This is a genomic window from Serratia sp. EC4 (assembly GCF_059652115.1).
In genome coordinates this window covers 991,100-1,015,427 of record NZ_JBNIDE010000001.1, presented here as the reverse complement: position 1 = coordinate 1,015,427, position 24,328 = coordinate 991,100, and the positions used below count along the sequence as shown (strand labels likewise).

The 24,328-nt window shown below is 62.1% G+C and carries 21 protein-coding genes; 13 read left to right on the top strand and 8 right to left on the bottom strand.

The features are described 5' to 3' along the window. Positions 1–19: 19 nt before the first annotated feature. Entirely contained in the window at positions 20–442 is a 423-nt protein-coding gene (locus tag ACP39K_RS04755) for a winged helix-turn-helix transcriptional regulator (RefSeq protein ID WP_497008323.1), read from the bottom strand. An 86-nt stretch (positions 443–528) separates the two neighbouring features. Here ACP39K_RS04755 and ACP39K_RS04750 point away from each other — a divergent pair, with 86 nt between their 5' ends. After that, positions 529–1,476: an aromatic alcohol reductase gene (locus ACP39K_RS04750; RefSeq protein WP_033639879.1), complete on the top strand. Its 948-nt coding sequence runs from the start codon at positions 529–531 to the stop codon at positions 1,474–1,476. 17 nt (positions 1,477–1,493) lie between these two features. On the opposite strand, the gene ACP39K_RS04745 is transcribed toward ACP39K_RS04750, so the two are convergent. After that, on the bottom strand, positions 1,494–2,180 hold the full coding sequence (locus ACP39K_RS04745) for an aspartyl/asparaginyl beta-hydroxylase domain-containing protein (protein ID WP_147882460.1): 687 nt from the start codon (positions 2,178–2,180) through the stop codon (positions 1,494–1,496). A gap of 260 nt (positions 2,181–2,440) precedes the next feature. Here ACP39K_RS04745 and ACP39K_RS04740 point away from each other — a divergent pair, with 260 nt between their 5' ends. From ACP39K_RS04740 to ACP39K_RS04715, 6 genes are all read left to right on the top strand, one after another. Beyond that, positions 2,441–3,631 (top strand): sugar transporter, encoded by a 1,191-nt coding sequence (locus ACP39K_RS04740; protein ID WP_033632605.1) that lies wholly within the window; start codon positions 2,441–2,443, stop codon positions 3,629–3,631. Positions 3,632–3,786: 155 nt separating this feature from the next. Then, the gene (locus ACP39K_RS04735) at positions 3,787–5,181 is read left to right on the top strand and encodes an MFS transporter (RefSeq protein WP_028128351.1); all 1,395 of its coding nucleotides are present in this window, start codon (positions 3,787–3,789) and stop codon (positions 5,179–5,181) included. 142 nt (positions 5,182–5,323) lie between these two features. Next, positions 5,324–6,154: an alpha/beta fold hydrolase gene (locus ACP39K_RS04730; RefSeq protein WP_016927049.1), complete on the top strand. Its 831-nt coding sequence runs from the start codon at positions 5,324–5,326 to the stop codon at positions 6,152–6,154. 9 nt (positions 6,155–6,163) lie between these two features. Then, complete coding sequence (locus ACP39K_RS04725) at positions 6,164–6,589, top strand: DoxX family protein (protein WP_033639880.1); 426 nt, start codon at positions 6,164–6,166, stop codon at positions 6,587–6,589. Continuing rightward, positions 6,582–8,192: an MFS transporter gene (locus tag ACP39K_RS04720; RefSeq protein WP_212562422.1), complete on the top strand. Its 1,611-nt coding sequence runs from the start codon at positions 6,582–6,584 to the stop codon at positions 8,190–8,192. The genes ACP39K_RS04725 and ACP39K_RS04720 overlap by 8 nt, the downstream gene beginning before the upstream one ends. A 96-nt stretch (positions 8,193–8,288) precedes the next feature. After that, complete coding sequence (locus ACP39K_RS04715; protein ID WP_016927052.1) at positions 8,289–9,341, top strand: NAD(P)H-dependent flavin oxidoreductase; 1,053 nt, start codon at positions 8,289–8,291, stop codon at positions 9,339–9,341. Positions 9,342–9,448: 107 nt separating this feature from the next. Here the strand turns inward: ACP39K_RS04715 and ACP39K_RS04710 are convergent, their stop codons facing one another. The 5 genes from ACP39K_RS04710 to ACP39K_RS04690 all read right to left on the bottom strand — a co-directional run bounded on the left by ACP39K_RS04710 (position 9,449) and on the right by ACP39K_RS04690 (position 17,971). Then, positions 9,449–10,831 carry a serralysin family metalloprotease gene (locus tag ACP39K_RS04710; protein WP_497008322.1) on the bottom strand — a complete coding sequence of 461 codons (1,383 nt, stop codon included), beginning with the start codon at positions 10,829–10,831 and terminating at the stop codon, positions 9,449–9,451. Positions 10,832–11,333: 502 nt separating this feature from the next. After that, positions 11,334–12,623, bottom strand: a complete 1,290-nt coding sequence (locus ACP39K_RS04705; RefSeq protein WP_033639884.1) for an alginate export family protein — start codon at positions 12,621–12,623, stop codon at positions 11,334–11,336. A 41-nt stretch (positions 12,624–12,664) separates the two neighbouring features. Continuing rightward, positions 12,665–13,564 (bottom strand): VOC family protein, encoded by a 900-nt coding sequence (locus ACP39K_RS04700; RefSeq protein WP_033639885.1) that lies wholly within the window; start codon positions 13,562–13,564, stop codon positions 12,665–12,667. A 527-nt stretch (positions 13,565–14,091) separates the two neighbouring features. Then, positions 14,092–16,287 (bottom strand): catalase/peroxidase HPI, encoded by a 2,196-nt coding sequence (gene katG, locus ACP39K_RS04695; protein WP_251684053.1) that lies wholly within the window; start codon positions 16,285–16,287, stop codon positions 14,092–14,094. A gap of 259 nt (positions 16,288–16,546) precedes the next feature. Further along, positions 16,547–17,971 carry a coniferyl aldehyde dehydrogenase gene (locus ACP39K_RS04690; RefSeq protein ID WP_497008321.1) on the bottom strand — a complete coding sequence of 475 codons (1,425 nt, stop codon included), beginning with the start codon at positions 17,969–17,971 and terminating at the stop codon, positions 16,547–16,549. A gap of 204 nt (positions 17,972–18,175) precedes the next feature. Between ACP39K_RS04690 and ACP39K_RS04685 the strand changes: the two genes are divergently transcribed. The 4 genes from ACP39K_RS04685 (at position 18,176) to ACP39K_RS04670 (ending at position 21,865) form a co-directional block, all read left to right on the top strand. Further along, positions 18,176–19,006: an alpha/beta fold hydrolase gene (locus ACP39K_RS04685; protein ID WP_016927061.1), complete on the top strand. Its 831-nt coding sequence runs from the start codon at positions 18,176–18,178 to the stop codon at positions 19,004–19,006. Positions 19,007–19,073: 67 nt separating this feature from the next. Next, a complete protein-coding gene (locus ACP39K_RS04680; protein ID WP_289526682.1) occupies positions 19,074–20,018 on the top strand; it encodes an NAD-dependent epimerase/dehydratase family protein in 945 nt (314 codons plus the stop codon). A 246-nt stretch (positions 20,019–20,264) separates the two neighbouring features. Further along, positions 20,265–21,140, top strand: coding sequence for a glyoxalase III HchA (gene hchA, locus ACP39K_RS04675; RefSeq protein WP_043143133.1), 876 nt, complete (start codon positions 20,265–20,267; stop codon positions 21,138–21,140). Continuing rightward, complete coding sequence (locus ACP39K_RS04670; RefSeq protein WP_497008320.1) at positions 21,137–21,865, top strand: PA1136 family autoinducer-binding transcriptional regulator; 729 nt, start codon at positions 21,137–21,139, stop codon at positions 21,863–21,865. The genes hchA and ACP39K_RS04670 overlap by 4 nt, the downstream gene beginning before the upstream one ends. Here the strand turns inward: ACP39K_RS04670 and ACP39K_RS04665 are convergent. Next, the gene (locus ACP39K_RS04665) at positions 21,862–22,752 is read right to left on the bottom strand and encodes a LysR substrate-binding domain-containing protein (RefSeq protein WP_497008319.1); all 891 of its coding nucleotides are present in this window, start codon (positions 22,750–22,752) and stop codon (positions 21,862–21,864) included. The genes ACP39K_RS04670 and ACP39K_RS04665 overlap by 4 nt on opposite strands. A gap of 128 nt (positions 22,753–22,880) precedes the next feature. Between ACP39K_RS04665 and ACP39K_RS04660 the strand changes: the two genes are divergently transcribed. Both ACP39K_RS04660 and leuE read left to right on the top strand, forming a co-directional pair. Then, positions 22,881–23,453 (top strand): hypothetical protein, encoded by a 573-nt coding sequence (locus ACP39K_RS04660; protein WP_306376869.1) that lies wholly within the window; start codon positions 22,881–22,883, stop codon positions 23,451–23,453. 204 nt (positions 23,454–23,657) lie between these two features. Beyond that, a complete protein-coding gene (gene leuE / locus ACP39K_RS04655; RefSeq protein ID WP_033639895.1) occupies positions 23,658–24,302 on the top strand; it encodes a leucine efflux protein LeuE in 645 nt (214 codons plus the stop codon). Positions 24,303–24,328 lie beyond the last annotated feature (26 nt).

The window sequence follows — 24,328 nt, the reverse complement described above, 5'->3', positions numbered from 1 at the left end:
CGGGCAAGGATGCCCGCGTTCATCCCTCGATGGCGCTTCGCTCTTGATCATCGTAGTGCGAGCGGGCCGCTCTGAAGGCGTCGGCGGAGGCGATAATCCACGACCAGAGCGGCAGCATGTTGAGCAGCATCTCTTCCCCCGCGTCGGTGATGGTGTAAACCACGCGGGGCAGTTTTTCCTGATAATCGCAGCGCGATATCAACCCATCCCGCTCGAGATGGCGCAGTGTCCGCGTCAGCATTCTCTGCGTCACGCCCGCTAATTGGCGGCTTATTTCGCCGTGGCGCAGCGGCCCGTGGGTGCCCAGGATATGCAATACCCCCAGCGACCAACGGTTGCCCGCATGCGCGAGGATCTCGCGCTTCAGCCCTTCATCGTCGTTGCTCAATGCTTCACAGAACACCTGCGAAAATTGCAGCAGCGCTTCCCGATCGCTCGTCATATTCCTCTCCGGTATCACGCGTGTACCTAATTGAACCCGTTTTTGTCAGCTGTCAGGATGACGCAGTGTCAAGACAGGAGGCAAGAATGAAATCCACAAATCCATCCATCAATACCGTGCTCATACTCGGCGCCGGTGAACTGGGGCTGCCGGTATTGCGTGCGATGAGCCGGCAGGCTCGGTTATATCCATCTTTAAAAATCAGCGTGCTGCTCCGGCCGGAGGCCGCCCGCGCCGTGAGCGGCCCGCTCCGGGCGCGGCGGGATGCGCTGGCGCGGCTCGGCATCGCCGTGGTGGAAGGCGATCTGCAGCAAAACGGCGTGGAGGCGCTGAGTGCGCTATTCCGTTCCTTCGACGCGGTGATCAACTGCAGCGGCTTTGTCGGCGGGGCGGGCACGCAGATAAAGATCACTCAGGCCGTCTTGCAAGCGGGCGTGGCGCGCTACTTCCCGTGGCAGTTCGGCGTGGACTACGATGTTGTCGGCAAAGGCAGCGGGCAACAGGTGTGGGATGAACAGCTCGAGGTGCGTCACCTGCTGCGTGCGCAGCGTGCGACGGAGTGGGTGATTGTTTCCACGGGCATTTTCACCAGCTACCTGTTTGACCCCGGCTTTGGCGTGGTGGACGCGGCAACCAAAACGGTGCGCGCGCTGGGCGACTGGCGCTACGCGGTGACGCTGACCACCCCCGAGGACATTGGCCGGCTGACGGCCGCGATTTTTTTCCATCGGCCCGCGTTTCGCAACCAGGTGGTCTATATCGCCGGCGACACGCTGACCTACCGCGAGCTTGCCGATGTCATGCAGGCGCGCTGGGGCGTGGAGGTCAACAGGATCCTGTTGGACAAAGAGCGGCTGCGGGAAGATGTGCGGAACCATCCGCGTGACGTCGGCGCCAAATACCGGCTGGCTTTCGCCCGGCCCGACGGCGTGGCGTGGGATAAGGCGAAAACCTTCAATGCGCGCCAGGGCATAGCCACCACCACCGCCGAACAGTGGCTGGCGCAGCAATGGCCGATCCCTCAGGACGGTTAATCGCCTGAGCGCCGCAGTCAGAACTGGCGCTGCATCCAGCGCACGTTCAGCCGCACCAGCGCGATGATGGCGCTGGAGAGCAGCCGCAGCCCGCCGGGCATGTCGCGGCGGCGAATGTCCAGCAGCAGCACGGTGCGCACCAGCGGGCTGTCGTTCCATACCTCGTGCTCGAAGGTATCGTCCCAGAGCATGAACTCCCCCTCGCGCAGCCGGTATTCGCGGCCGTCCACCTTCAGCACCGCCGCCGGCGCGCCGTCGGCGCGTTTGGGCATGTCCAGCACCAGATAGCCGCGCAGAATGCCGCGGAACGGACCGCGATGGGGCGGCACCTGTTTGCCGGGTGCCAGGAAGGAGAGCGACGCGGACAGCACGTCCGGCGAGGAGGCGATCAGCGCCGCCAGCGTCGGACAGCGCGCCAGGTTGCGGGGGATGGGCTGGCCATAGGCCTTCATGATGAACATGCGCCAGTCGCGCGCGTCGTTGGCGGAGATGGACGCCTGCTGGCTCATGATCTCGTGAAAGCGCGGGATATTGTGCAGATCGTGGGCGACCGTCAGCGCCTCTTCGCGGATCTGCCGCCATTGGGCGGTGAAGCGTTCGGCGTCGGGGAAGAGGGCCGCGCTGTCGAGCACCGGCTGGCCCTGGATGCGGCGATCGTAAACATTGCGCAGGGCAAGTACGGACCAATCATAAATCGCGGACATCATAATGACCTCGCCTCAGGAAACGCCAAAGGGACACTGCGCGCTTCTTCGGCGCGGCGCGTGGACGGCCGGGGAGAAACGGCAGGAAAAATTGGTACGCTTCAATAGATTAGCACAGCATTTGTGCAACCGTGTGTCTGCGAATGTGTCGAAATGCGGCGAAAAAAACCACACAATTAAAGTGTGACGCGTATCGCATTTAGCGGGCCGGTTGGTTAAAATATCGCGACTTGCCCGCACCTGTCCGGATTTTGTTTACCATGGAACACGCTCCCGTTTCGCGCTCAACCGCCTGGTTGCGCGTGGTCATCCTCGCCGTCTCGGCCTTTATTTTCAACACCACCGAGTTTATTCCAGTCGGTCTGCTGAGCGATATCGCCGCCAGCTTCTCGATGCAAACCGAACAGGTCGGCCTGATCATCACCATTTACGCCTGGATCGTCGCCGCCGCCTCGCTGGCGTGCATGCTGCTGACCAGCAAAATTGAGCGCCGCAAACTGTTGATCGGCGTGTTCATGCTGTTTATCGCCAGCCACGTGCTGACCGCCGTGGCCTGGAACTTCACCACGCTGGTTATCTCGCGCGCCGGCGTGGCGCTGGCGCACTCGGTGTTCTGGTCGATCACCGCCTCGCTGGCGATCCGCGTGGCGCCGCCGGGCAAGAAAGCCCAGGCGCTGAGCCTGCTGGCGGGCGGCACCGCGCTGGCGATGGTGCTCGGGTTGCCGCTCGGGCGGGTGGTCGGGCAACTGCTCGGCTGGCGCATGACCTTTATCGGCATCGCGGTGTGCGCCACGCTGGCGCTGGTGCTGCTGTGGCGCCTGCTGCCGGTGCTGAAAAGCGAGCACTCCGGTTCGCTGGCCAGCGTGCCGCTGCTGTTCAAACGCCCGGCGCTGGTGGCGCTGTACATGCTGACCATCATTGTGGTGACGGCGCACTTCACCGCCTACAGCTACATCGAGCCGTTTATCCAGACCGTGGCCGGGCTGTCGGAGAACTTCACCACGCTGATGCTGCTGCTGTTCGGCGCCGCCGGCATCGTCGGCAGCCTGCTGTTCAGCCGCTACAGCGAGCGGTTTCCTTCCGGCTTCTTCATCGGCGCCATCACGCTGCTGGCCTTGAGCCTGCTGCTGCTGTTGCCGGCGGCCGGCAGCGAAAGCCACCTGACGGTGCTGTGCATCTTCTGGGGGATGGCGATCATGGCGATCGGCCTGTCGATGCAGGCCAAAGTTCTGAGCCTGGCGCCGGACGCTACCGACGTGGCGATGGCGATTTTCTCCGGCCTGTACAACTTCGGCATCGGCAGCGGCGCGCTGCTGGGCAACCAGGTGAGTCTGCATCTGGGCATGGGCAACATCGGCTTCGTCGCCGCGCCGCTGGCGCTGATCGCCCTCGGCTGGTGCCTGTTGAGCGTCTACCGCAGCGAACGGCTGCAGCAGCACCACAGCCGTTAACCTGCGGCATCCCGCGCTGCATTTTCCTGCTATAAAACAGGCTGCTGCAGCGTTTTATGCTTAACTTTTTTTCATAGTCTGCTAATTAAAAATTTAACTCCGACGCCGCTTCGCTAGCATAGAAAGTCATCAAAAATGTTAATGCGAGGTTAACGGTGAGTGACTCTGTAGCGGCGTCGCCGATCCATGCGCGGGATTTGGCGGCCAGAATCGACGCCTTGCCCGCGTCGGCCGGCCTGTGGCGCTTTATCATTCTGCTGTCGCTGGGCGGCTTTTTCGAACTCTACGATCTGTTCCAGACCGGCTATATCAGCACCGGCCTTATCGCCGACGGCATTTTCCACACCGGCGCGCAGGGCGTCTTCGGCGTGTCGGATCAGGCGGCCTTCGCCTCCGCCACCTTTCTCGGCCTGTTCGTCGGCGCCAGCCTGCTGAGCCCGTACGCCGATCGCTTCGGCCGGCGCGCCACCTTTATGTTCGCCCTGATCTGGTATGGCGCCTTCTCGCTGCTGTTGGCGTTTCAACAGCAGGCGGAATGGGTGATCTTTCTGCGTTTTCTGGTGGGCGTCGGGCTCGGCATCGAGTTGGTGACCATCGATACCTACCTGACGGAGTGGGTGCCCGCGCATCTGCGTACCCGGGCTTTCGCCTTCGCGTTCTTCGTGCAGTTTCTGTCGGTGCCGGCGGTGGCGCTGATGTCCTGGTGGCTGGTGCCGCAGACGATTTGGGGCCTGAGCGGCTGGCGCTATGTGGTGATCGCCGGCGCGCTGGCTTCGCTGGTGATCTGGCTGGTGCGCAAGGGGCTGCCGGAGTCGCCGCGCTGGCTGGTGCAACAGCGGCGCTATGCGCAGGCCCGGCAGGTGATGCGGGACATGGAACGGCGCTGCGGCGTGGCGGCCGCGGACTTCCCGTCGCGCCCGGTTGACGATGCCGAGGGAGCGCCGCTGCGCGGCCGCTTTCGCGACATCTGGGCGCCGCAATATCGCGATCGCACGCTGATGCTGGTAGTGATGAATTTCTTTCAGGCCATCGGCTTCTTCGGCTTCGGCAACTGGTTGCCGGCGCTGCTGTCGGGCAAGGGCGCTTCGGTCACCCACAGCCTGCTGTACGCTTTCTTCATCACGCTGGCCTACCCGCTTGGCTCGCTGCTGTGCAGCTTCTACGCCGACAAGATGGAGAACAAGTGGCAGATCGTGTTGTCCTGCCTGGTGACGGTGATCTTCGGCTCGCTGTTCGCACTGCAGAACAACCCACTGTGGCTGATCCTGTGCGGTTTCTTCATCACCTGGTCCAACGCCTGGCTGACCTACAGCTACCACTCGTATCAATCCGAGATCTTCCCGACCCATATCCGCGCCCGCGCCGTCGGTTTCTGCTACTCCTTCAGCCGCCTGTCGACGGTATTCAGCAGCATCATCATCGGCATTATCTTGCAGTACGGCGGTTCGCTGGGGGTGATCGCGTTTATCGTCGCCAGCATGCTGATCGTGATGCTGGTGATCGGGCTGTTCGGCCCAAAAACGCGCGGTATCGATCTGGAAAACATCTGACGTTTTGCGCCGGCGGCGACGCCGGCTTCTTCAGCAAAAAAACTCGCGATCATGCGAAAATTATTCCGTTATCACTGCCTTTACGCCTGCCGTACTGTTAACCCGTACAAAATCCAATTCGATACCGAGCGGGGAACACGTCATGAGCACCCTTACCGCGCCCGATGGCGCACGCATTTTCTATAAGGATTGGGGCCGCGGCCAGCCGATCCTGTTCTCCCACGGTTGGCCGCTGTCCGCCGACGCCTGGGACAACCAGCTGCTGTTTTTCGGCCAGAGCGGATTCCGCGTGATCGCCCACGATCGCCGCGGCCACGGCCGTTCCGATCAAACCTGGCACGGCAACGACATCAATCAATACGCTGACGATCTGGCCCTGCTGATCGAAACGCTGGATCTGCGCGATCTGATCCTGGTCGGCCATTCCACCGGCGGTGGCGAAGTGGCGCGCTACATCGGCCGCCACGGCAGCGATCGGGTGGCGAAGGTGGTGCTGGTCGGCGCCGTACCGCCGCTGATGCTGCAAACGCCGGTCAACCCTGAGGGTACGCCGATGGCGGCCTTCGACGGCATTCGCAGCGGCGTGGCGGGCAACCGCTCGCAGTTCTTCAAAGATTTGGCGGTGCCGTTCTATGGCCTCCACTGCGACGAGGTGGAGAGCAATGCGGGGCTGATCGACCACTTCTGGCTGATGGGCATGCAGGGCGGCGTGAAAGGGCAGTACGAGTGTGTGCGCGCGTTCTCCGAAGTGGATTACACCGCCGACCTGCTGGCGATCGACAAGCCGACGCTGCTGGTGCACGGCGACGCCGATCAGATCGTGCCGATCGGCGCCTCGGCGCTGAAAGCCGCTAAGCTTATGCAACAGGCGGAGCTGAATGTTTACGCCGGCGGTTCTCACGGTTTGGCGCAGGTCGATCCCGATCGCTTCAACGCCGATCTGCTGGCCTTCATCCAAAATTCGCCGTTTTAAGGGGGCGCGATGAACCTGACTGCTATCGCCGCCCGCTGCGCACAGCGGCTGCATGCGCCCGCGGTGCGCTGGCTGCTGCTGCTCGCCATTTGCGCCGCCTATATTCAGGGCGGGTTGGTCAAAGCGCTGAACGTTGAGGGCGCGATTGCCGAAATGACCCACTTCGGCCTGCAGCCGGCGGCGCTGTTCGCCGTGCTGGTGACGCTGCTCGAACTGGCCGCGTCGGCGCTGATCCTGAGCGGCTTTTATCGCTGGCTCGGCGCGTTGGCGCTGGCCGGTTTTACCCTGATGGCGACGCTGATGGCCAATCCGTTCTGGCAGTTCGACGGGGCGGAGCGCGGCCAGATGATGAACGGATTTTTTGAACACCTCGGGCTGGCCGGCGCGCTGTTGCTGGTGGCATTTAACGATTTGAAGGAGCGAACGGATGGCTGAACAGACGGAAAACAAGGCGACGGCGGGCGGCTTCGCGCCGCTGAAAATTCCATTATTTGCGGTGCTGTGGGGTGCCACGGTGCTCGGCAACGTCGGCAGTTTTATGCGCGACGTCGCCAGCTCGTGGCTGATCACTGATCTGTCGAGCAACCCTTCGGCGGTGGCGCTGATGCAAACCGCCGCTACGCTGCCGGTGTTCCTGCTGGCGATCCCGGCCGGGGTGCTGTCGGACATTCTCGATCGGCGGCGCTTTCTGATCTTCGTGCAAATTCTGCTGGCCTGCGTGAGCGGCAGCCTGCTGGTGCTGTCGCAGACCGGTTCGCTGACGGTGGAATATTTGCTGGCGCTGACGTTCGTCGGCGGCATCGGCGCGGCGCTGATGGGGCCGACCTGGCAGGCGATCGTGCCGGAGCTGGTGCCGCGCGCCGAGCTGAAAAACGCCGTGGCGCTGAACTCGCTGGGCATCAACATCGCCCGTTCCATCGGCCCGGCGGCCGGCGGTCTGCTGCTGGCCAGCTTCGGCGCCGGCGCGGCCTACGGCGCGGACGTGATGAGCTATGTGCTGGTGATCGCGGCGCTGCTGTGGTGGAAGCGGCCGAAGGCCGAGGACAGCGGCCTGTCGGAGCACTTTTTCGGCGCCTTCCGCGCCGGGCTGCGCTATGCCCGTTCCAGCCGCGAGCTGCACGTGGTGCTGCTGCGGGCGGCGGTGTTCTTCGCCTTCTCCAGCTCGGTCTGGGCGCTGCTGCCGCTGGTGGCCCGCCGCATGCTGGGCGGCAGCGCCGGTTTTTACGGCGTCCTGCTGGGGGCGGTGGGCGCCGGGGCGATCCTCGGGGCGATCGTGCTGCCGCGCCTGCGCCAGCGGCTGAACGCCGACGGGCTGGTGTTGCTGGCGGCGGTGCTCACCGCCGTGGTGATGGCGGCCCTGTCGCTGGCGCCGCCGCAGTGGCTGGCGGTGGTGCTGCTGTTGGTGCTGGGCGCCGGCTGGATTATCGCGCTGACCACGCTCAACGGCGCGGCGCAGGGCGTGCTGCCCAACTGGGTGCGCGGCCGCGGCCTGGCCATTTACCTGATGGTGTTCAACGGCGCGATGGCGGCGGGCAGCCTGCTGTGGGGGCTGGTGGCGCAGGAGCTGGGCGTGGCCGCCACGCTGCTGGTCGGCGGCGTCGGCCTGTTGGCGGCGGGACTGCTGTTCCATCGCCTGCGCTTGCCGACCGGCGAGGCCGATCTGCAGCCGTCGAACCATTGGCCGGAGCCGCTGGTCAACACGCCGGTCGAGAACGATCGCGGCCCGGTGATGATCCAGGTGGAGTACCGCATCCGCGAACAGGATCGGCCGCAGTTCTTGCGCACGCTGCTGATGCTGGAGCGGGCGCGCCGCCGCGATGGCGCTTACGCCTGGGGCATCACCGAGCACACCGGCGATCCGGAATGCATCATGGAGTGGTTCCTGGTGGAGTCCTGGGCGGAGCACCTGCGGCAGCACCAGCGGGTGTCGCACGCCGACGCCGACCTGCAGCAGGAAGCGCTGCGCTTCCATATCGGCCCGGAGAAACCGGTGGTGCATCACTTCCTGTCGTTGGACAGGCGGCAGGTGAAGCATTAACTGCACGGCCAGGCGGTGAGAAGGTGCTATGCTTTTGGTCGGTTCGGCGGCGCGGCCGCCGTAAGACGAATGTAGTCAGCACAGGGAGACACATTGATGACGGCACCTTCTGCTTTTGCCCGCGAGCTTGGGCTGCGCTATCCGATCGTTCAGGGGCCGATGAACGGCGCGTCGCCGCCGGCATTGGCGGTGGCGGTGAGCAACGCCGGGGCGCTGGGATCGTGCGCGGCGGCGCTGTTTTCACCGGCGGTGATCCTCGAACGCGTGCAGCAGATCCGCGCGCAGACCGCCGCGCCGTTCAACATCAATCTGTTTCTGCTCGATGAGCAGCACCCGGATCTCGCCGAGCTCAAGCGCGCCCAGCACCTGCTGCGGCCGTTCCGCGAAGCGCTGGGGCTTAGCGAGCCGCCGCTCCCCACTCAATTCGCCGAAAACAACCGCGACCAGATCGCGGCCCTGCTGGAGGCTGCGCCGCCGGTGGTCAGCTTCACCTTCGGCGTGCTGCCGCGCGCCACGGTCACACAGTTCAAGAAGGCCGGCTCGCGGGTGATCGGCACCGCCACCACGGTGGCGGAAGCCCGCGCCTGGGAAGAGGCGGGCGCCGACTTCGTCTGCGTCTCGGGCGCGGAGGCGGGCGGCCACCGCCCGACCTTCCTCGGCGATATCGAACAGTCCTGCGTCGGGTTGATGGCCCTGTTACCGCAGGTGGCGGCGGCGGTGAAGATCCCGGCGATCGCCGCGGGCGGCATCATGAACGGGCGCGGCATCGCGGCGGCGCAATTGCTGGGCGCGCAGGCGGCGCAGCTGGGCACCGCGTTTCTGTGCAGCCCGGAGTCGGGCATCGCCGAAGCCTGGCGAGCGGCGCTGCGCAATGCCGGCGATGACAGCACGCGCCTGACGCGCGCCTTCAGCGGCCGCCCGGCGCGCGGCATCGTCAATGACTTCATGCGGCAGATGCGCGCGGAAGAGGCGCAGATCCTGCCTTATCCGGTGCAGAACGCGCTCACCGGCGATATTCGCCAGGCGGCGGCCAAGGCCGGGCGCGGGGAGTTTATGTCGCTGTGGGCCGGGCAGGGCGTGGGCCTAGCGCGGCCGATGCCGGCGGCGGAGCTGGTCGCCACCCTGGCGGCGGAGCTGGAAGCGGTGTGACCTCGTCTGCGCGATTTATTGCTGTGGCAATGTAAAAAGACGCCGGGGTAAGGCCTGAGAAGAGATGAACAGCCCGGCGTTCACGCCGGACTGCGGGTTTGCCTTGGCTAGACGAGAATATCGGCGGAAGCGTCGACCTGCCCAACGATTTTAACCAGAAAATCAGGCAATTGATTGCCGGAGAGATTGATGGCCAGATCGGTGACATTCTGCTGCGCGTCATAATTCAGCGCCGCTTCATACAACGAGCCGCTTAAACTATCCACGAAGTGCAGCTCGCTCCCTTCGGCCTTAGCCGTCTGGTTGAGCCACGACAGATCGATTTTATCCACCGCCGTCTGGAAATCGCGGATCCAATCCGGCGCGGCGGCTTGGCTGTCGCCGGCTTCGCGGAAGACGAAGGTGTCCGCGCCTGCATTGCCCCAGAGCTGATCGGCGCCGCCGGCACCGTAAATGATGTCGTTGCCTGCACCGCCTTTTAGCGTATTGTTCAGCGCGTTGCCCACTAAAATGTCTGCGCCGCTGCCGCCGATGATATTTTCAATCTGCGCGCCGTAGGCGATGGCGATATTTGCCTTCAAGCCGCCCACATCAGAGAATGCGCCTTCGTTAATGTTGATGCGCTGATCCTGGCTGTAGCCTGAAAAATCCAGCGTGTCATTGCCGCCGGCATCCCAGATAGCCGCCACGATTTTGTCCGTGGACGCCTTAACGCTCAGAAAGTCTCTGTCCGTATTCGAGTTGAAACCATAGGTGGTATCGCCGGTGCGCGTGGTGGTATTCGCGCCGTAAAGCTTCTGTATGGCGGTAATATCATCCAGCTGCGGCCCTGATGGCCAAACGCCTTTATAGTCAGCGCTGGTGTATTGTTCGTTAAAATAGCTCATCAAAGAATATTGATGGTCGTCTTCATAATACTTCGCCGAGTTGGCGTAGGTGGGGTAAGTGGCATTTGACGCATCATAATTGCCGGGATGAGAAAGCCCCAACGCATGCCCTATTTCATGAGTCAGCGTATCCCTGGCGTAGTTATTGGTTTGCGGATTGGAGGCGTCGTAGCCGTTATTGCCGCTGATCCAAATGGTGCTTTTGAGATTGCTCTGCGTACTTTCATACGAGGTGTAATTGCCCCCGCTGGCCGCCTTATAAAAACCAAACTTTATATCTGCATTTTTCGCGTCGTTGCCTTTAACCTCGGTGAACGTGATGTTGGCCACATCCGACCAGGATTGCAATGAAAGCTTGGTTTGGGCTTGCTGGGCGGCGGTAAGCTGCGCGGCGCCCGTCTTGTCGCTGCCGGTATAGACGGGGAAAGAGTAGGTCAAGGTAGCCGCATGGTCGGTCACGCCTTTGCCATTGGCGGAATAATGGCTCCTCAGCAGCAGATCTGAAACTTCTTGCGTGGTATATGACGGTTTACTGCTCCCCGCGTGATCGCCTCTTTCATAACTGGTTAAATAACCGGAAATCTTATCGGTCGCTAATGACATATCAAACTCCTTTGGACGTTGACAATATTGCACCTAACGCTCTATATGCTCGTACACAGGTTTGAAAATCAGGGGTAATTAATGTGATATCATTGGCTTGCCTCCTTGGTCCGGCTTGAATATTGTGTTCAAGCGGAATATATTCTTATCATTAATCACGGTGAGGAATTAATTGTGCACTGTGATTGAGTTAAAGCAGTATAAACACAATTATTTTATTAATGAGTTATTCTTATATGAATCTTTTACATAAGATATGCGTAAAAGGCGTGCTTAAATAACCAGGTGGAATTAAATCTTTATTTAATATTACACTGTAATTGGCTCGCGGAGTTTACGTGATTGATTTATCTTTTTGCTTTTATTTAGCTTTTATCTGTGAATGGCGGCGAGTAGCCGCCATTGCCGTAACGCATAGAGGCGGCCGCACGCCGGCTGTCGTCATTAATTGAGTACGGGATTATTAAGGGCGCCTGCGTACACCGATTAACTTACCTGATACTTAAAAACTGTAGGTGCCCTGCGCCAGCACGAAGTTCATGTTTTTCAGCCCGGCATGTTGCTGCAGGCTGTTGCTGACGTCGAAGTAGACGTAGGCCACCTTGAACTGGAGATCGCTTCTCGGCGTCCAGGTGGTTTCGACCTGGTACTGGTTGCCGATAAAGCGCGAGCCTTGTTCGCTGCCTTTCACCGGGCGCATTGGCCCGAGGTAGAAGGCGTCCTCGCGGCGTTGCCGCCATAAGGCGTCCCAGCTGAAGTCGATGGCCAGGGTTTGCCACGGCGTAATCGTGACCGAAGGATGGATGGCGATCAGGTTAGCCGGCGCCACCAGCCCGTTCTCGGTCAGGTAGGGCAGCTTGGGGTACATGGCGTTAAAGGTGTTAAGCTGCCCATCGTGACCGTTTTTATCGCCGCTGGCGATGCCAATCTTGCCGCCAAAGCGCGGCTGCCAGCGCCAGTCGCTCACCGTATAGCCGGCGTGCGCCGACGCCGACCAGGCGCGGATATCACGCTGCTCTGCGCTGCCGAACTGCCAGGCGGCTTCATTATCCCAGTCGAACCCCTGCGCCGCGCCGAAAATGCGCGCGCCGACGGTATAGCGCCGCTCTTGCCCGCTGAGCTGCGCGTAGTGGGCATCGTTATCCTCAAAGCCAAAGGTGTAGAGATCGAGCGAGGACGCCAGCGGCGTCAGCGGCGTGGTGCCGTACAGCCCCCACACCTTTTGGCTGTTGTCGGTATCGTCGTCGAAACTGCCGGTTTTAAGGGTGACAGGATGGCCGATAAAGGCATCGAGGCGGTTTTTATCTTTGACCCAGCTGGCGCGGATAGCATCGAAGGAACGGCGTACGTTGGGGCCGTCGCGGGTGCCCAGCAGGTGCAGCGAGCCCAGCGCAATCTCCTGGCGGCCGACCCGCAGGGTGCCGAGGCCGTAGGCAGTGGGCAGTTTCATATCCACATAGCCCTGGCCGAGGTAGGCATGATCTTCGTCGGTCGGCTTGCGCCCGCGATCGCGCGGCGTGGCCAGCGACGATCCCACTTGCACATAGGCGCCGAAATAGTCGCCGTAGTCGAGGCGCGCGCCAACCAGCAAGCGCTGCATGAAAGTGTCGTCGCGTCCGCCATTCAGATCCCGTTGATCCGTCCATTCATAGCGCTCGCGCAGTGAACCGTCGAAAGATAAGGTGGCCGCATCGCCCAACGGGATATTTTTCCAGGGGGAAGCGGCGGGCTCCGCCGCCAGCGCGGGGAGCGTGGAAAACAGCAACAGTGCGGGTAGCGTGCGTTTCATCATGAATATCCGAAGAAAAAAGCGCGCCGCAGCGCGCCTTGGGTTTATTTAGCCGTCTGGTGAATTTCGGCGATGTAGCCGCCGGGGAAACGCACCAGCGCCGAGGCGCGGCGTTCCGCCGCCGTCGAACGCCACAGCACCTGCGCGCCGGTGGCCGTCGCTTTGGCCAGTGTGGCCTGCAGATCCTCGACGCCATAGCCGGTGCGCTCATGGCCGAACGGATAAGGCAGATGCCCATCGGTGACGAAAATGCGCGTTTTGCCAAAGCGCGAGTCCAGTTCGATCTGGCGGATTTTGCCGTTATCGTTGCGGCCGATCGCCGCATCGCTGACCTGTTCGTCGCTCACCACGTTGCCGTGCGAGAACGTCTGATAGCTTTTCAGGAAGTCATCGATGCGGTAAGCGGAGAGGTACAGGCGGTTTTCCGGCAGGCTCAGCAGCGGTTTGTAGTTGGGCGCTTTGGTGTGCCAATAGAGCTGCATGTTGACGCCGCCGGGCCACTGGATCACTGCGTCGCGCCCAATCGGATCGTCGAAGGGTTCGACCAGCACATCGGCGCCGGCGGCCCTGGCCTGCCGGATGGCGGCGTCCATATCCCTGACCAGAAAACCGTTGCGCTCGGCGCCGAACGGGTACGGGATCGGCGTTTTGAAATCGAACACCGAGAAGCTGCCGGCCGGCGTCAGTATCAGCTGGGAGTAAGTTTCGCTGGGGGTAGGCGTGACGTTGACCAGCACGCGTTCAGTACTGGTGCCGCCGAAGGTTTTCAGGATGCTGTCGACAAAGGCGTCCATCTTGCCGCGTTCGACGTAGACATGGGTGGTGTCATATTGCGGCCCCACGGCAAGAGACGCCGTATCGGCCGCCCATGATACGGCAGGGAGCAGCAGCGCAAGGGCCGATATCCTCAGCCGACGAGAAGAAATACCGATAGTATGTTGCATGTTGACCTCCAGGTAGCGGTTATTTTCCTGAGTGAAACGTCATTTCCTATGAGCTTTCCCGTCGGCTGAAAAATAAAAGCTAAAAACGCAACGTGCGCCGTGAAACATTAACGAAGGGCGAACGTCAGACGCCTGAACGAATATCGCGCAGGTGCAGATCATCTATTTTTATGGCGTAAAACGATGGGGCGCCTTTGCCGGCCAAACCCATTGCCGCTAAGGAATGGCGATGGTCATTAGGCCCGCCTCGCCGCGTGTTGAGGTGAGTCGAGGATAATCCATAACGGTGTTCTCCTTGATGGGATATATCGTATTAGCGCGCTGAAGTTACGTTCTTCATTGCCCTCTAAATATAAATACAGCATTAAAAGAATTGCCGCCCATCAAATTTTTATATGACTTGTTGAGTAAATGCGAATAAGCGGGAAAAGAGAATATCGCAGCGCCTGACAGGGCTGACGTGGAGCGGAGGCGGTGTTGATCTCGGGAGAAAAAACGGCCCGCCGAAGCAGGCCGTTGGGGGGACGTTACGCCAGATCGAAACGATCGAGGTTCATCACTTTGTTCCAGGCGGCGACGAAGTCGTGGGCGAACTTCTCTTGCCCGTCGGCGCTGCCGTAGACTTCGGCCAACGCGCGCAGCTGCGCGTGCGAACCGAACACCAGATCGACGCGGGTGCCGGTCCACTTGACCGCGCCGCTGCGGCGATCGCGGCCTTCGAACAGGCCGTCTTCACCGACCGGGTGCCAGGTGGTGCCCATGTCGAGCAGGTTGACGAAGAAGTCGTTGGTCAGCGCCTGCGGCCGCTGGGTGAACACGCCGTGCTGCGTGCCGCCGACGTTGGCGCCGAGCACGCGCAGCCCGCCGACCAGCACCGTCATTTCCGGCGCGGTCAGGGTCAGCAACTGCGCCTTGTCGACCAGCAGCGTTTCGGCCGGCACGCGGTATTTGCCCTTCAGGAAGTTGCGGAAACCGTCGGCGAGCGGCTCCATCGCCTCGAAGGAGTCCACGTCGGTCTGTTCCTGCGAAGCGTCCATGCGGCCCGGCGCGAACGGCACCGTCAGGGCGAAACCGGCGTTCTTCGCCGCCTGTTCCACGCCCGCCGCGCCGGCCAGCACGATCAGATCCGCCAGCGAGACGCGCTTGCCGCCGGTCTGCGCGTCGTTGAAGGCGCGTTGAATGCTCTCCAGCTTGGCCAGCGTCGCGGCGAGCTGCGCAGGTTGGTTGACCGCCCAGTCCTTTTGCGGCGCCAGGCGAATGCGCGCGCCGTTGGCGCCGCCGCGTTTGTCTGAACCGCGGAAGCTGGAAGCCGAAGCCCAGGCGGTGGAGACCAGCGCGGACACCGACAGGCCGGAAGCCAGCACGGCGTTTTTCAGCGCGGCGATGTCCTGCTCGTCGATCAGCGGATGATCGACGGCCGGGATCGGATCCTGCCAAATCAGCTCTTCCTGCGGCACTTCCGGGCCAAGGTAGCGCGCGCGCGGCCCCATGTCGCGGTGGGTCAGCTTGAACCAGGCGCGGGCGAAGGCGTCGGCCAGTTCCTCCGGGTGTTCATAGAAGCGGCGCGAAATCTTCTCGTAGGCCGGATCGAAACGCAGCGACAGATCGGTGGTCAGCATGGTCGGGCGGCGCTTCTTGTTCGGATCGAAGGCGTCGGGAATGGTTTCGCCGATGTCTTTCGCCACCCACTGGTGCGCGCCGGCCGGGCTTTGGCTCAGCTCCCATTCGTATTCGAACAGGTGGCGGAAGAAGTCGTGGTTCCACTGGGTCGGGGTGGTAGTCCAGGTCACTTCCAGGCCGCTGGTGATGGCGTCTTTGCCGACGCCGGTGCCGAAGGTGCTGTGCCAGCCGAGGCCCTGCGCTTCCAGCCCGGCCGCTTCCGGATCGGCGCCGACGTGAGACGCCGGGCCGGCGCCGTGGGTCTTGCCGAAGGTGTGGCCGCCGGCGATCAACGCCACGGTTTCTTCGTCGTTCATCGCCATGCGGGCGAAGGTTTCACGGATGTCGCGCGCGGCGGCTACCGGATCGGGATTGCCGTCCGGGCCTTCCGGGTTAACATAGATCAGGCCCATCTGCACCGCCGCCAGCGGGTTTTCCAGATCGCGGTCGCCCGAGTAGCGGCTGTTCGGCCCGCCGCTCAGTTCCAGCCAGATCTTCTCAGAGCCCCAGTAGACGTCGTCCGGCTCCCAGGTGTCGGCGCGGCCGCCGGCGTAGCCGAAGGTTTTGAAGCCCATCGATTCCAGCGCCACGTTGCCGGTCAGGATCAGCAGATCGGCCCAGGAGATGTTGCGGCCGTATTTCTGCTTGATTGGCCACAGCAGGCGGCGCGCCTTGTCGAGGCTGACGTTGTCCGGCCAGCTGTTGAGCGGGGCGAAGCGCTGCTGGCCTTCGCCCGCGCCGCCGCGGCCGTCGCCGATGCGGTAGGTGCCGGCGCTGTGCCAGGCCATGCGGATGAACAGGCCGCCGTAGTGGCCGAAGTCCGCCGGCCACCATTCCTGCGAGTCGGTCATCAGGGCGTGCAGATCCTGTTTGACCGCCGCCAGATCGAGGCTGTTGAAGGCATCGGCGTAGTTGAAGTCTTTATCCATCGGATCGGACAGGGGGGAATGCTGATGCAGCGGTTTCAGGCTGAGCTGATTAGGCCACCAATCCTGATTGGTGGGGCCGTTCTGCGGTGCGGGCTGCTTGCCGCCCGAAAACGGGCATTTGCTTTCAGTTGTCATAATGCGCTCTCTGCTTCCGTAAAGATGCTCCAGCCGCCGGGCGTGGAGCGGTTAACAAGGCATGCGGGTAAGGCTTGCGTCGGGTATTGCGCTAAATAACTGAACTCAATCGATTTACGTCATCCTCACCGCCAACGGGCAAAGGGTGACTCATGGCTAAGCTTAGTCAGCGGCGGCGGAGAGATAAAATAGGAATGAGTGAATATTGTGATAGCTTGCGGCGATTTATGGGTGTGCTATTGATAGTCAACACGCCGCGTTATCGGCGCCGCAGCATGAACGCAAGCACCGCGTCCGCCAGCTTGCCGAACGGCGCGCGCAGCAGGTCGGTAAAGCGCCAGCGGCTCTGGATGAAAACGCCCTTGGCGTGGCTCAGCGCCCGAAATCCCTCGATGCCGTGACAGGCTCCCATGCCGCTGGGGCCGATGCCGCCGAACGGCAGGTCGTCCTGAGCGAAGTGCAGCAGGGTGGCGTTGATGCTGACGTTGCCGGAGGCGGTGCGCGCCAGCAGCCGATCCTGCTGCGCGTCTGCCGGGCCAAAGTAGTACAGCGCCAGCGGGCGCGGCCCGGCGTTGATAATGTCGATCGTTTCATCAAAGGCGGCGTAGGTGCGCACCGGCAGCAGCGGCCCGAAGATCTCTTCTTGCATGATCCGGCTGTCGTCGGGGGCGCCGACGACCAGCGTGGGGGCCAGGGTTTTCGGCCGTTCAGACGCCGAGTCCGGGCGATGGCCGACCGGAATGATTTGCGCGCCTCGCGCCTGGGCATCGGCGAGCAGATCGTGCAAGCGGTGGTAGTGCCTGTCGTTGATGATGGCGCCGTAGTCGTCGCCGGTTGGCCCGTCGGGATAAAAGGTTTTGACCGCCGCGTCGTAGAGCGCCATGAAGCTTGCCAGATCGTCCTGATGGATCAGCAGGTAATCGGGCGCGATGCAGGTTTGGCCCGCGTTCGACAGCTTGCCGAACGCCACGCTCTGGACGTTTCTGGCGTTAACCGCGCCGCGCGCCATGACGGCGGGGCTTTTGCCGCCCAGTTCTAGCGTTAACGGCACCAGATGTTTGCCGGCCGCCTGCATGACCTGACGGCCGATCGCCGTGCTGCCGGTGAACACCAGATGGTCGAACGCCAGCTCGCTGAATCTGGCTCCGATCTCCGGCCCGCCGGTCACCACGGCGACCTCATCGGCGGGAAACCGCGCCGCCAGCATCGTTTCGATGAGCTGGCTGGTATGCGGCGTGAGCTCCGAAGGTTTCAGCATCACGCGGTTGCCGGCGGCCAGGGCGGTGGCCAGCGGGATGAAGGTCAACGATAAAGGGTAGTTCCACGGCGCCATGACGCCAATCACGCCCTTGGGCTGATATTGCACATAGGCGCGCGCGGCCTGATACGGCAGGGCGACGTGGCGGCGCTCCGGCTGCATGAAGCGTTTCAGGTTGCGCAGCAGGTAATCGATCGCCTGCACGGTGACCAGAATCTCCAGAATGTCGGTTTCGTAAGGCGAACGGTGGCCGAAGTCCGCGCTGACGGCCGCCGCCAGCGCGGCGCGCTGAGCCAGAATGGCGCTCCGCAAGCGGCGCAGGGCGGCCTTGCGCTGTTGCAGCGTCGGCGCGCCGTCGCGCAGGAAGGCGTGGCGCTGGGCGGCAAGCCGTTGCTCCATCGTCGTGGCGGTGTCATCTCCTTGCACTTGAATACTCCTGATGCCGATCGCGTTACTGAGGGAAATACCGCTTGCCGGGCCACTATTGACCTTAAAGTGAACTTTAAACCTATACTCGTTAAACGATCAACGCAAGATCGTCGGCCAACCGGGATGAGGGAGCCAGAGATCCCGGCGCCGTGCGCAGTATAAACCTTCTTTTTTAACCATAGTGTAAATGGGAGAAACGACATGGGTTATGTAACGACCAGCGATGGCGTCGAGATTTTCTACAAGGATTGGGGCCCCAAAAACGGCAAGGTTATCTATTTCCACCACGGTTGGCCGCTGTCGAGCGATGACTGGGATGCCCAGATGCTGTTCTTCGTGAACAAAGGATTCCGCGTGGTTGCGCACGATCGCCGCGGCCACGGCCGCTCCAGCCAGGTGTGGGAAGGGCACGACATGGATCACTATGCCGATGACGTCGCCGCGGTGGTAAAACACCTCGGCGTACAGGGCGCCATGCACGTGGGCCACTCGACCGGCGGCGGCGAGGTGGTGCGCTACATCGTGCGCCACGGCGAGGACAAGGTGTCCAAAGCGGTGCTGATCAGCGCGGTGCCGCCGCTGATGGTGAAAACCGACGCCAATCCGCAGGGCACCCCAAAATCGGTATTCGATGATTTCCAGGCGCAGCTGGCCGCCAACCGGGCGCAGTTCTATTACGACGTGCCGGCCGGCCCGTTCTATGGCTATAACCGCCCGGGTGCCAAACCGTCGGAGGCCATTATCTGGAACTGGTGGCGGCAGGGCATGATGGGTGGCGCCAAGGCGCACTATGACGGCATCGTCGCCTTCTCGCAGACCGATTTCACCGAAGATCTCAAGAAGATTGCCATTCCGGTGCTGGTGATCCACGGCGACGACGATCAGGTGGTGCCTTATCAGGATTCCGGCGCGCTGTCGGCCAAGCTGGTGCAAAACGGCACGCTCCATACCTATAAGGGCGCGCCGCACGGCATACCGACCACCCATGCCGATCAGGTCAACGCCGATCTGCTGGCGTTCGTGAACAGTTAAGCGCGAACAAGCACTTTTGCTCCGCCCTGAGTGGGCGGAGTTTTTTTCATTGCGATAAGGAACGCCAATGCAAACGATCCTGGGCGCCAGTGGCCAGATCGCCCAAGAGCTAGCGCGTGAACTGAAGCGCGCGCACACCGATGATTTAAGATTGGTCAGCCGCAACCCGAGGAAGGTCAACGACAGCGATACGCTGGTCGCGGCCGACCTGCTCGACGCGCAGCAGACCCTGACGGCGGTGAAGGGCAGCGACGTGGTGTATTTCGCCGCCGGCCTGCCGCCGGATTCGGCGCTGTGGGAGCGGCAATTTCCGACCATGCTGCAGAATGCGTTGGACGCCAGCCGTACCGCGGGCGTGCCCTTTGTCTATTTCGACAATACCTATATGTATCCGCAGAACGGCGAGCCGCAGACGGAATCGACGCCGTTCGCGCCTCGGGGGCGCAAGGGACGGGTGCGTGCCCTGATGACCGAGAAGGTGCTCAACGAGATGGAGCGCAAGCAGATCCCCGTGCTGATCGGCCGTGCTCCTGAGTTTTATGGGCCGGGGAAAACGCAGAGCTTCACCAATGCGCTGATCGTCGACAGGCTGAAAGCGGGGGAAAAACCGCGCGTGCCGGTTCGCGACGACAGGCTGCGCACGCTGATCTGGACGCCCGACGCCAGCCGCGGGTTAGCCCGGCTCGGCAATACGCCCGACGCGTTCGGCCAGACGTGGCATCTCCCGTGCTGCGACGAACGGCTCACCTATGCGCAGTTCGCCGCCTTGGCCTGCGAGGTGTTTGGGAAGGACATTTCATATTCCGTCATCGGCAAACGGGCGTTGATCGCCGCAGGGCTGGTTTCATCCGGAGCGCGTGAGATGCGCGAGCTGCTGCCGCGCTACGAGCACGACAACCTGTTCGACTCGAGCAAGTTCAAGCAGCGCTTTCCCGACTTCGCCGTCACGACGTATCGCGCCGGGCTGGAAACGATTTGGCGGGAGTGGAAGAACGCGCAAGCGCGGCGTTAAGGCGTCTGTCGCGCCATGAGCAGGCGCATTCGGCACCCTGTCATCACTCTGCCCTCATGATCCTCTCGCACCGTCTCGATCGGCGCGAGCGAGCCTCGTCCTTCACCGGGCGGGGCTTTTTATTGGCTATGGCACCCCGCTTGAGCGCCGCCAGCGCGAGGGTGATTGAGGGATATCCCTCATTGCGGCCCCGCCGGCGGTTATTTAAGCTGAAAGGGCAATGCAACGGTGAATATGGAGATAATCATGACTGATTCAGTATCCAACGATCGTAATCCCACCCCGGATGTGGCGGAAGACAACGCGTTCTTCCCATCGCCTTACTCCCTCAGCCAGTACACTTCGTCTAAAACCGACTTCACGGGCGCCAGCTACCCGAACGCCTATCGCGGCGGCAAGTGGAAGGTGTTGATGATCGCCTCGCAGGAGCGCTACCTGCTGATGCAAAACGGCAAGTTCTTCTCCACCGGCAACCACCCGGTCGAGATGCTGCTGCCGATGTATCACCTGGATCTGGCCGGTTTCGAGATCGACATCGCCACGCCGTCCGGCGATCCGGTGAAGCTGGAGATGTGGGCGTTCCCGCATGAAGATGAAGCAGTCAAGGCCACCTACGAGAAGTACCGCAGCCAACTCAAGCAGCCGAAAAAGTTGACGGAAGTGGTGAAGGATCTGGATGGCGGTAACTACCTCGGCGTTTTCATTCCCGGCGGCCACGGCGTGCTCAATGATATCCCGTTCAGCGAAGAGGTGAAAAAGACCCTGCACTGGGCCCATGACCACGATCGCTACGTGATTTCGCTGTGCCACGGGCCGGCCGGTTTGCTGGCGGCGGGCATCGGCGAGAACAAAGAGGATTTCCTCTATCGTGGCTATGAGATGTGCGTGTTCCCGGACTCGCTCGATACCGGCGCCAACATCGACATCGGCTATATTCCCGGCCCGATGCCCTGGCTGGTGGGCGAACGCCTGCGCGAGCGGGGCGTGAAGATCGTCAACGCCGACATCACCGGCAAGGTGCATAAAGATCGGCGCCTGCTGACCGGCGACAGCCCGTTGGCTTCCAACAACCTCGGCAAACTGGCGGCAGAGACGCTGCTGGCCGACGTCGCCACGCGATGAGCGACGAGATCGCGCAGCACGCTTTCCAGACGGCGCTGGCGATGGACCACGAGCGAACCCTGTCCGCCATTCAGGAACGGGTTCGCGCCTTTGCCGCGCCGTTCGGCTTCGATCGCTTTGTGCTGTTTTCCGCTTCCGCCATGGCGGAAGCGGGGATCGAGCATATCTATTGGGTCGAGGGCGACTGGTTCGGTGAGGGGGAGGCGGTCGATGCGCTGACCTACGTGCGGCACTGCCCGGTGACGCGGCACATGCTGCGGGCTACCGAGCCGTTCTTCTGGACCAAGACCCGGGCGCGCCAGGGCGAGCGCTACCGGATTGTGCGCACGCCGCGCGGCGCGGGCCTGCACGGCGTGCAGATCCCGGTGTTCGGCCCCGCCGGCCTGGAGGGCGCCGTCAGCCTGGGAGGCGAGCGCATCGACGCCTCGCCGCCGGTGCGGTTGGCGCTGTCGCTCGTGGGCTCGGCGGCCTTTCTGGCGGCGCGGCGGCTGTTCGAACCGGCAGCCGGCAAAGAAGAAGGCCGGCTGTCGGCGCGCGAGCGCGAGGTGCTGAGCTGGACCGCCATTGGCCGGCGGCAGGCGGATATCGCCGCGATGCTCGGCCTGTCTGAACGCACGGTGGAAAACCACCTGCGCCGCATTCGCCAGCGTCTCGGCGCCGCCACCACCGCGCAGGCGATCAGCGTGGCGATCCGCCTGGGCGAAATCGCCCCCGAGAGCCGTTAGCCCGCCGCCATTTGCCGCAGCAGCCACGCGCGCAGCGCCATGATATCGGGACGCTGCGCGGTCTCTTCGGTGGTCATCAGATAGTAGTTGGCGCCGGGCAACGACATCTCGAACGGCGCGGCCAGCACGCCGCGCTGCAACAAATCGCGCGCCAGCAGCCGGCTGGCGATCACCACCCCCTGGCCGGCCACCGCCGCCTGCAGCGCATGGGTTTCGTCACTGAAGGTCAGCCCGGCTTCCACGTTCAATCCTTCCGGCCCGTAGCGCCGTCGCCAGTTCTCCCAGGTCGGCGAGTCGGCGGGCACCTGCCGATGCTCCACGTGAAACAGCGTCACCCGCTGCAAATCTTCGATGCGCTCCAGCGCCAGCGCCGGGCTGGCCACCACGATAAAACGATCCTCATGCAGCAGGGTGCAGTGCAGATCGCTTTCCGGCGTTTCACGGTAGCGGATGGCGACGTCCACGGTGCGCTGGTTGAGATCGACGCGCTCGACGCTGGTGTGCAGGCGCAGATCGATGGCGGGAAACTCCGCCTTGAAATCCGCCAGACGCGGCACCAGCCAGTGGGTGAGAAAGTTGGAGGTGGTGGTGACGGTCAGCGCCGGCGGCTGCTGGGCGCGGGTGATTTGGGCGACGGACTGCGCCAGCGCGGCGAAGGCGCGCTGGGTGCCGGCATACAGGATCTCGCCGGTCTCGGTCAGGCTGACGCCCTGCGCGCTGCGCTCGCACACCCGGCATTCCAGCACCGACTCCAGCAGCTTGATCTGGTGGCTGACCGCCGTCGCACTGACGCCCAGCTCCTCGGCGGCATGTTTAAAGCTGCGGCAGCCGGCCACGGCGTGGAAAGCGCGCAGCGCGCCCAGCGGCGGTAAACGGGTTTTTCTCATGGCTGAATTATTCTCATCCAAGGCTGAAAACTATGAGTTTGTCTGACCGATTATACAAGAGATAGGCTACTGACATGTGAACAGGGAAATGAATTTATTTCATCATTTCCATCATGTCGGAGTGAACGATGAGCCTCTATATCAACAACGGCGCCCTGGGCGCCATGGAACACACGGGAACGGCGGCGAGCGCCTTGGCGCTCAGCGTGCCGGTCGCGGCGGGTGCCTTGCTGCTGAAGACCGAAAATCTGCTGGGCATCGGCGCGACCCTGATGCTGCTGACGGCATTGGCGCTGGCGTTTCTCGGCGGCGCCGCGCTGGCCCGTCTACGGCCGCTGCGGAACAGGCCTGCGCTGGCGATTCTCCGCTACGGCTTTTTGCTGGCGGCGGCGGGATGGCTATTGATGCTGCTAATGCTGTTCGGCGGCCACGGCTGGCCGGCCCTGCTGCCGGGCATCGCCCTCGGCGGCCTGGGGCAGGGCGTCACCTACCGCACGGCAGTGGGGGAGCAAGCGGGGTTGGCCGTGGCGTGCAGGCTGACGACGGTGGTGACTATCGTGGCCGTAGTAGTTGCCGCTTCGCTGGTGCAAACCTATGCTGCTCCGGGGATAAAGGGAGCCTGTTTCGCGCTGGCGCTGCTGGTCGATCTGGCCTTGCTGGGGGCGTTGATGGCGCGGATTGCGGAGCGGGATGGGGGCTGAGAAATGGCTGAAGGTTAAAGGCCTGCCTGGAGGACGAGGCGGGTCTTTAGGTGTTTGTGGGGATTGGTAGGGTTAGCAATCTGATAGGGCGGTTTTGTGCCAGGAACAGACATTGATTGTGAATTGAAAGCTGTGGTGATGTGTTTCCATTAACGTAACTTTAATTAGAATAGCCTCGTTGAAAACGAGAGAACTGGAGTGAAAATGTTTGCTGATTTTGGTGTCGTGAATTTCTGGACGTACCTGCTTGGTGCGACGCTGATAGTCCTTGTGCCAGGCCCTGAAACCATGTTCGTGATTAAAACGAGCATTACCAGCGGCATCAAGCGAGGCTTTGCTGCAATATTTTCCATCCTCCTGAGCGACGTTATCCTTGTTCTTTTGGCCTGGTGCGGGCTGGCGGCAGTTATCAGCTCAACACCAGCCTTGTTTAACGCCATCAAATATGCAGGTGCTGCTTATCTGTTCTATCTCGGAGTCCAGACGATACGCGCTATCTTTAAGCCAGCGGTCGAAACGAGTGAGGAAAAGAAATCTTCAGCTGATGCTAAGGGGATCATCGGGCGCGGAATGCTGGTTACGCTATTGAATCCAAAGACGCTGCTGTTCTATATCTCTTTCTTCGCCCAGTTCATCAATGTTCAGGCTGAGCACTCCTGGATGGCGTTTATCATTCTTGCTGCAGTGATGTTCGCGATTACTCTCGTTTATTTCGGCTTCCTCGTTTTCTGCGGCTCTTATCTGCTCAGTCGTCTGAAAGGCAACCGTAGGTTATCTGCCACTGGAAACGCGCTGGTAGGTATGTTCTTCATTGGATTTGCAGCACGGCTCGCAAGCGCAACTTCCTGACTGGATAACTAAACCGCCGCGAGGCG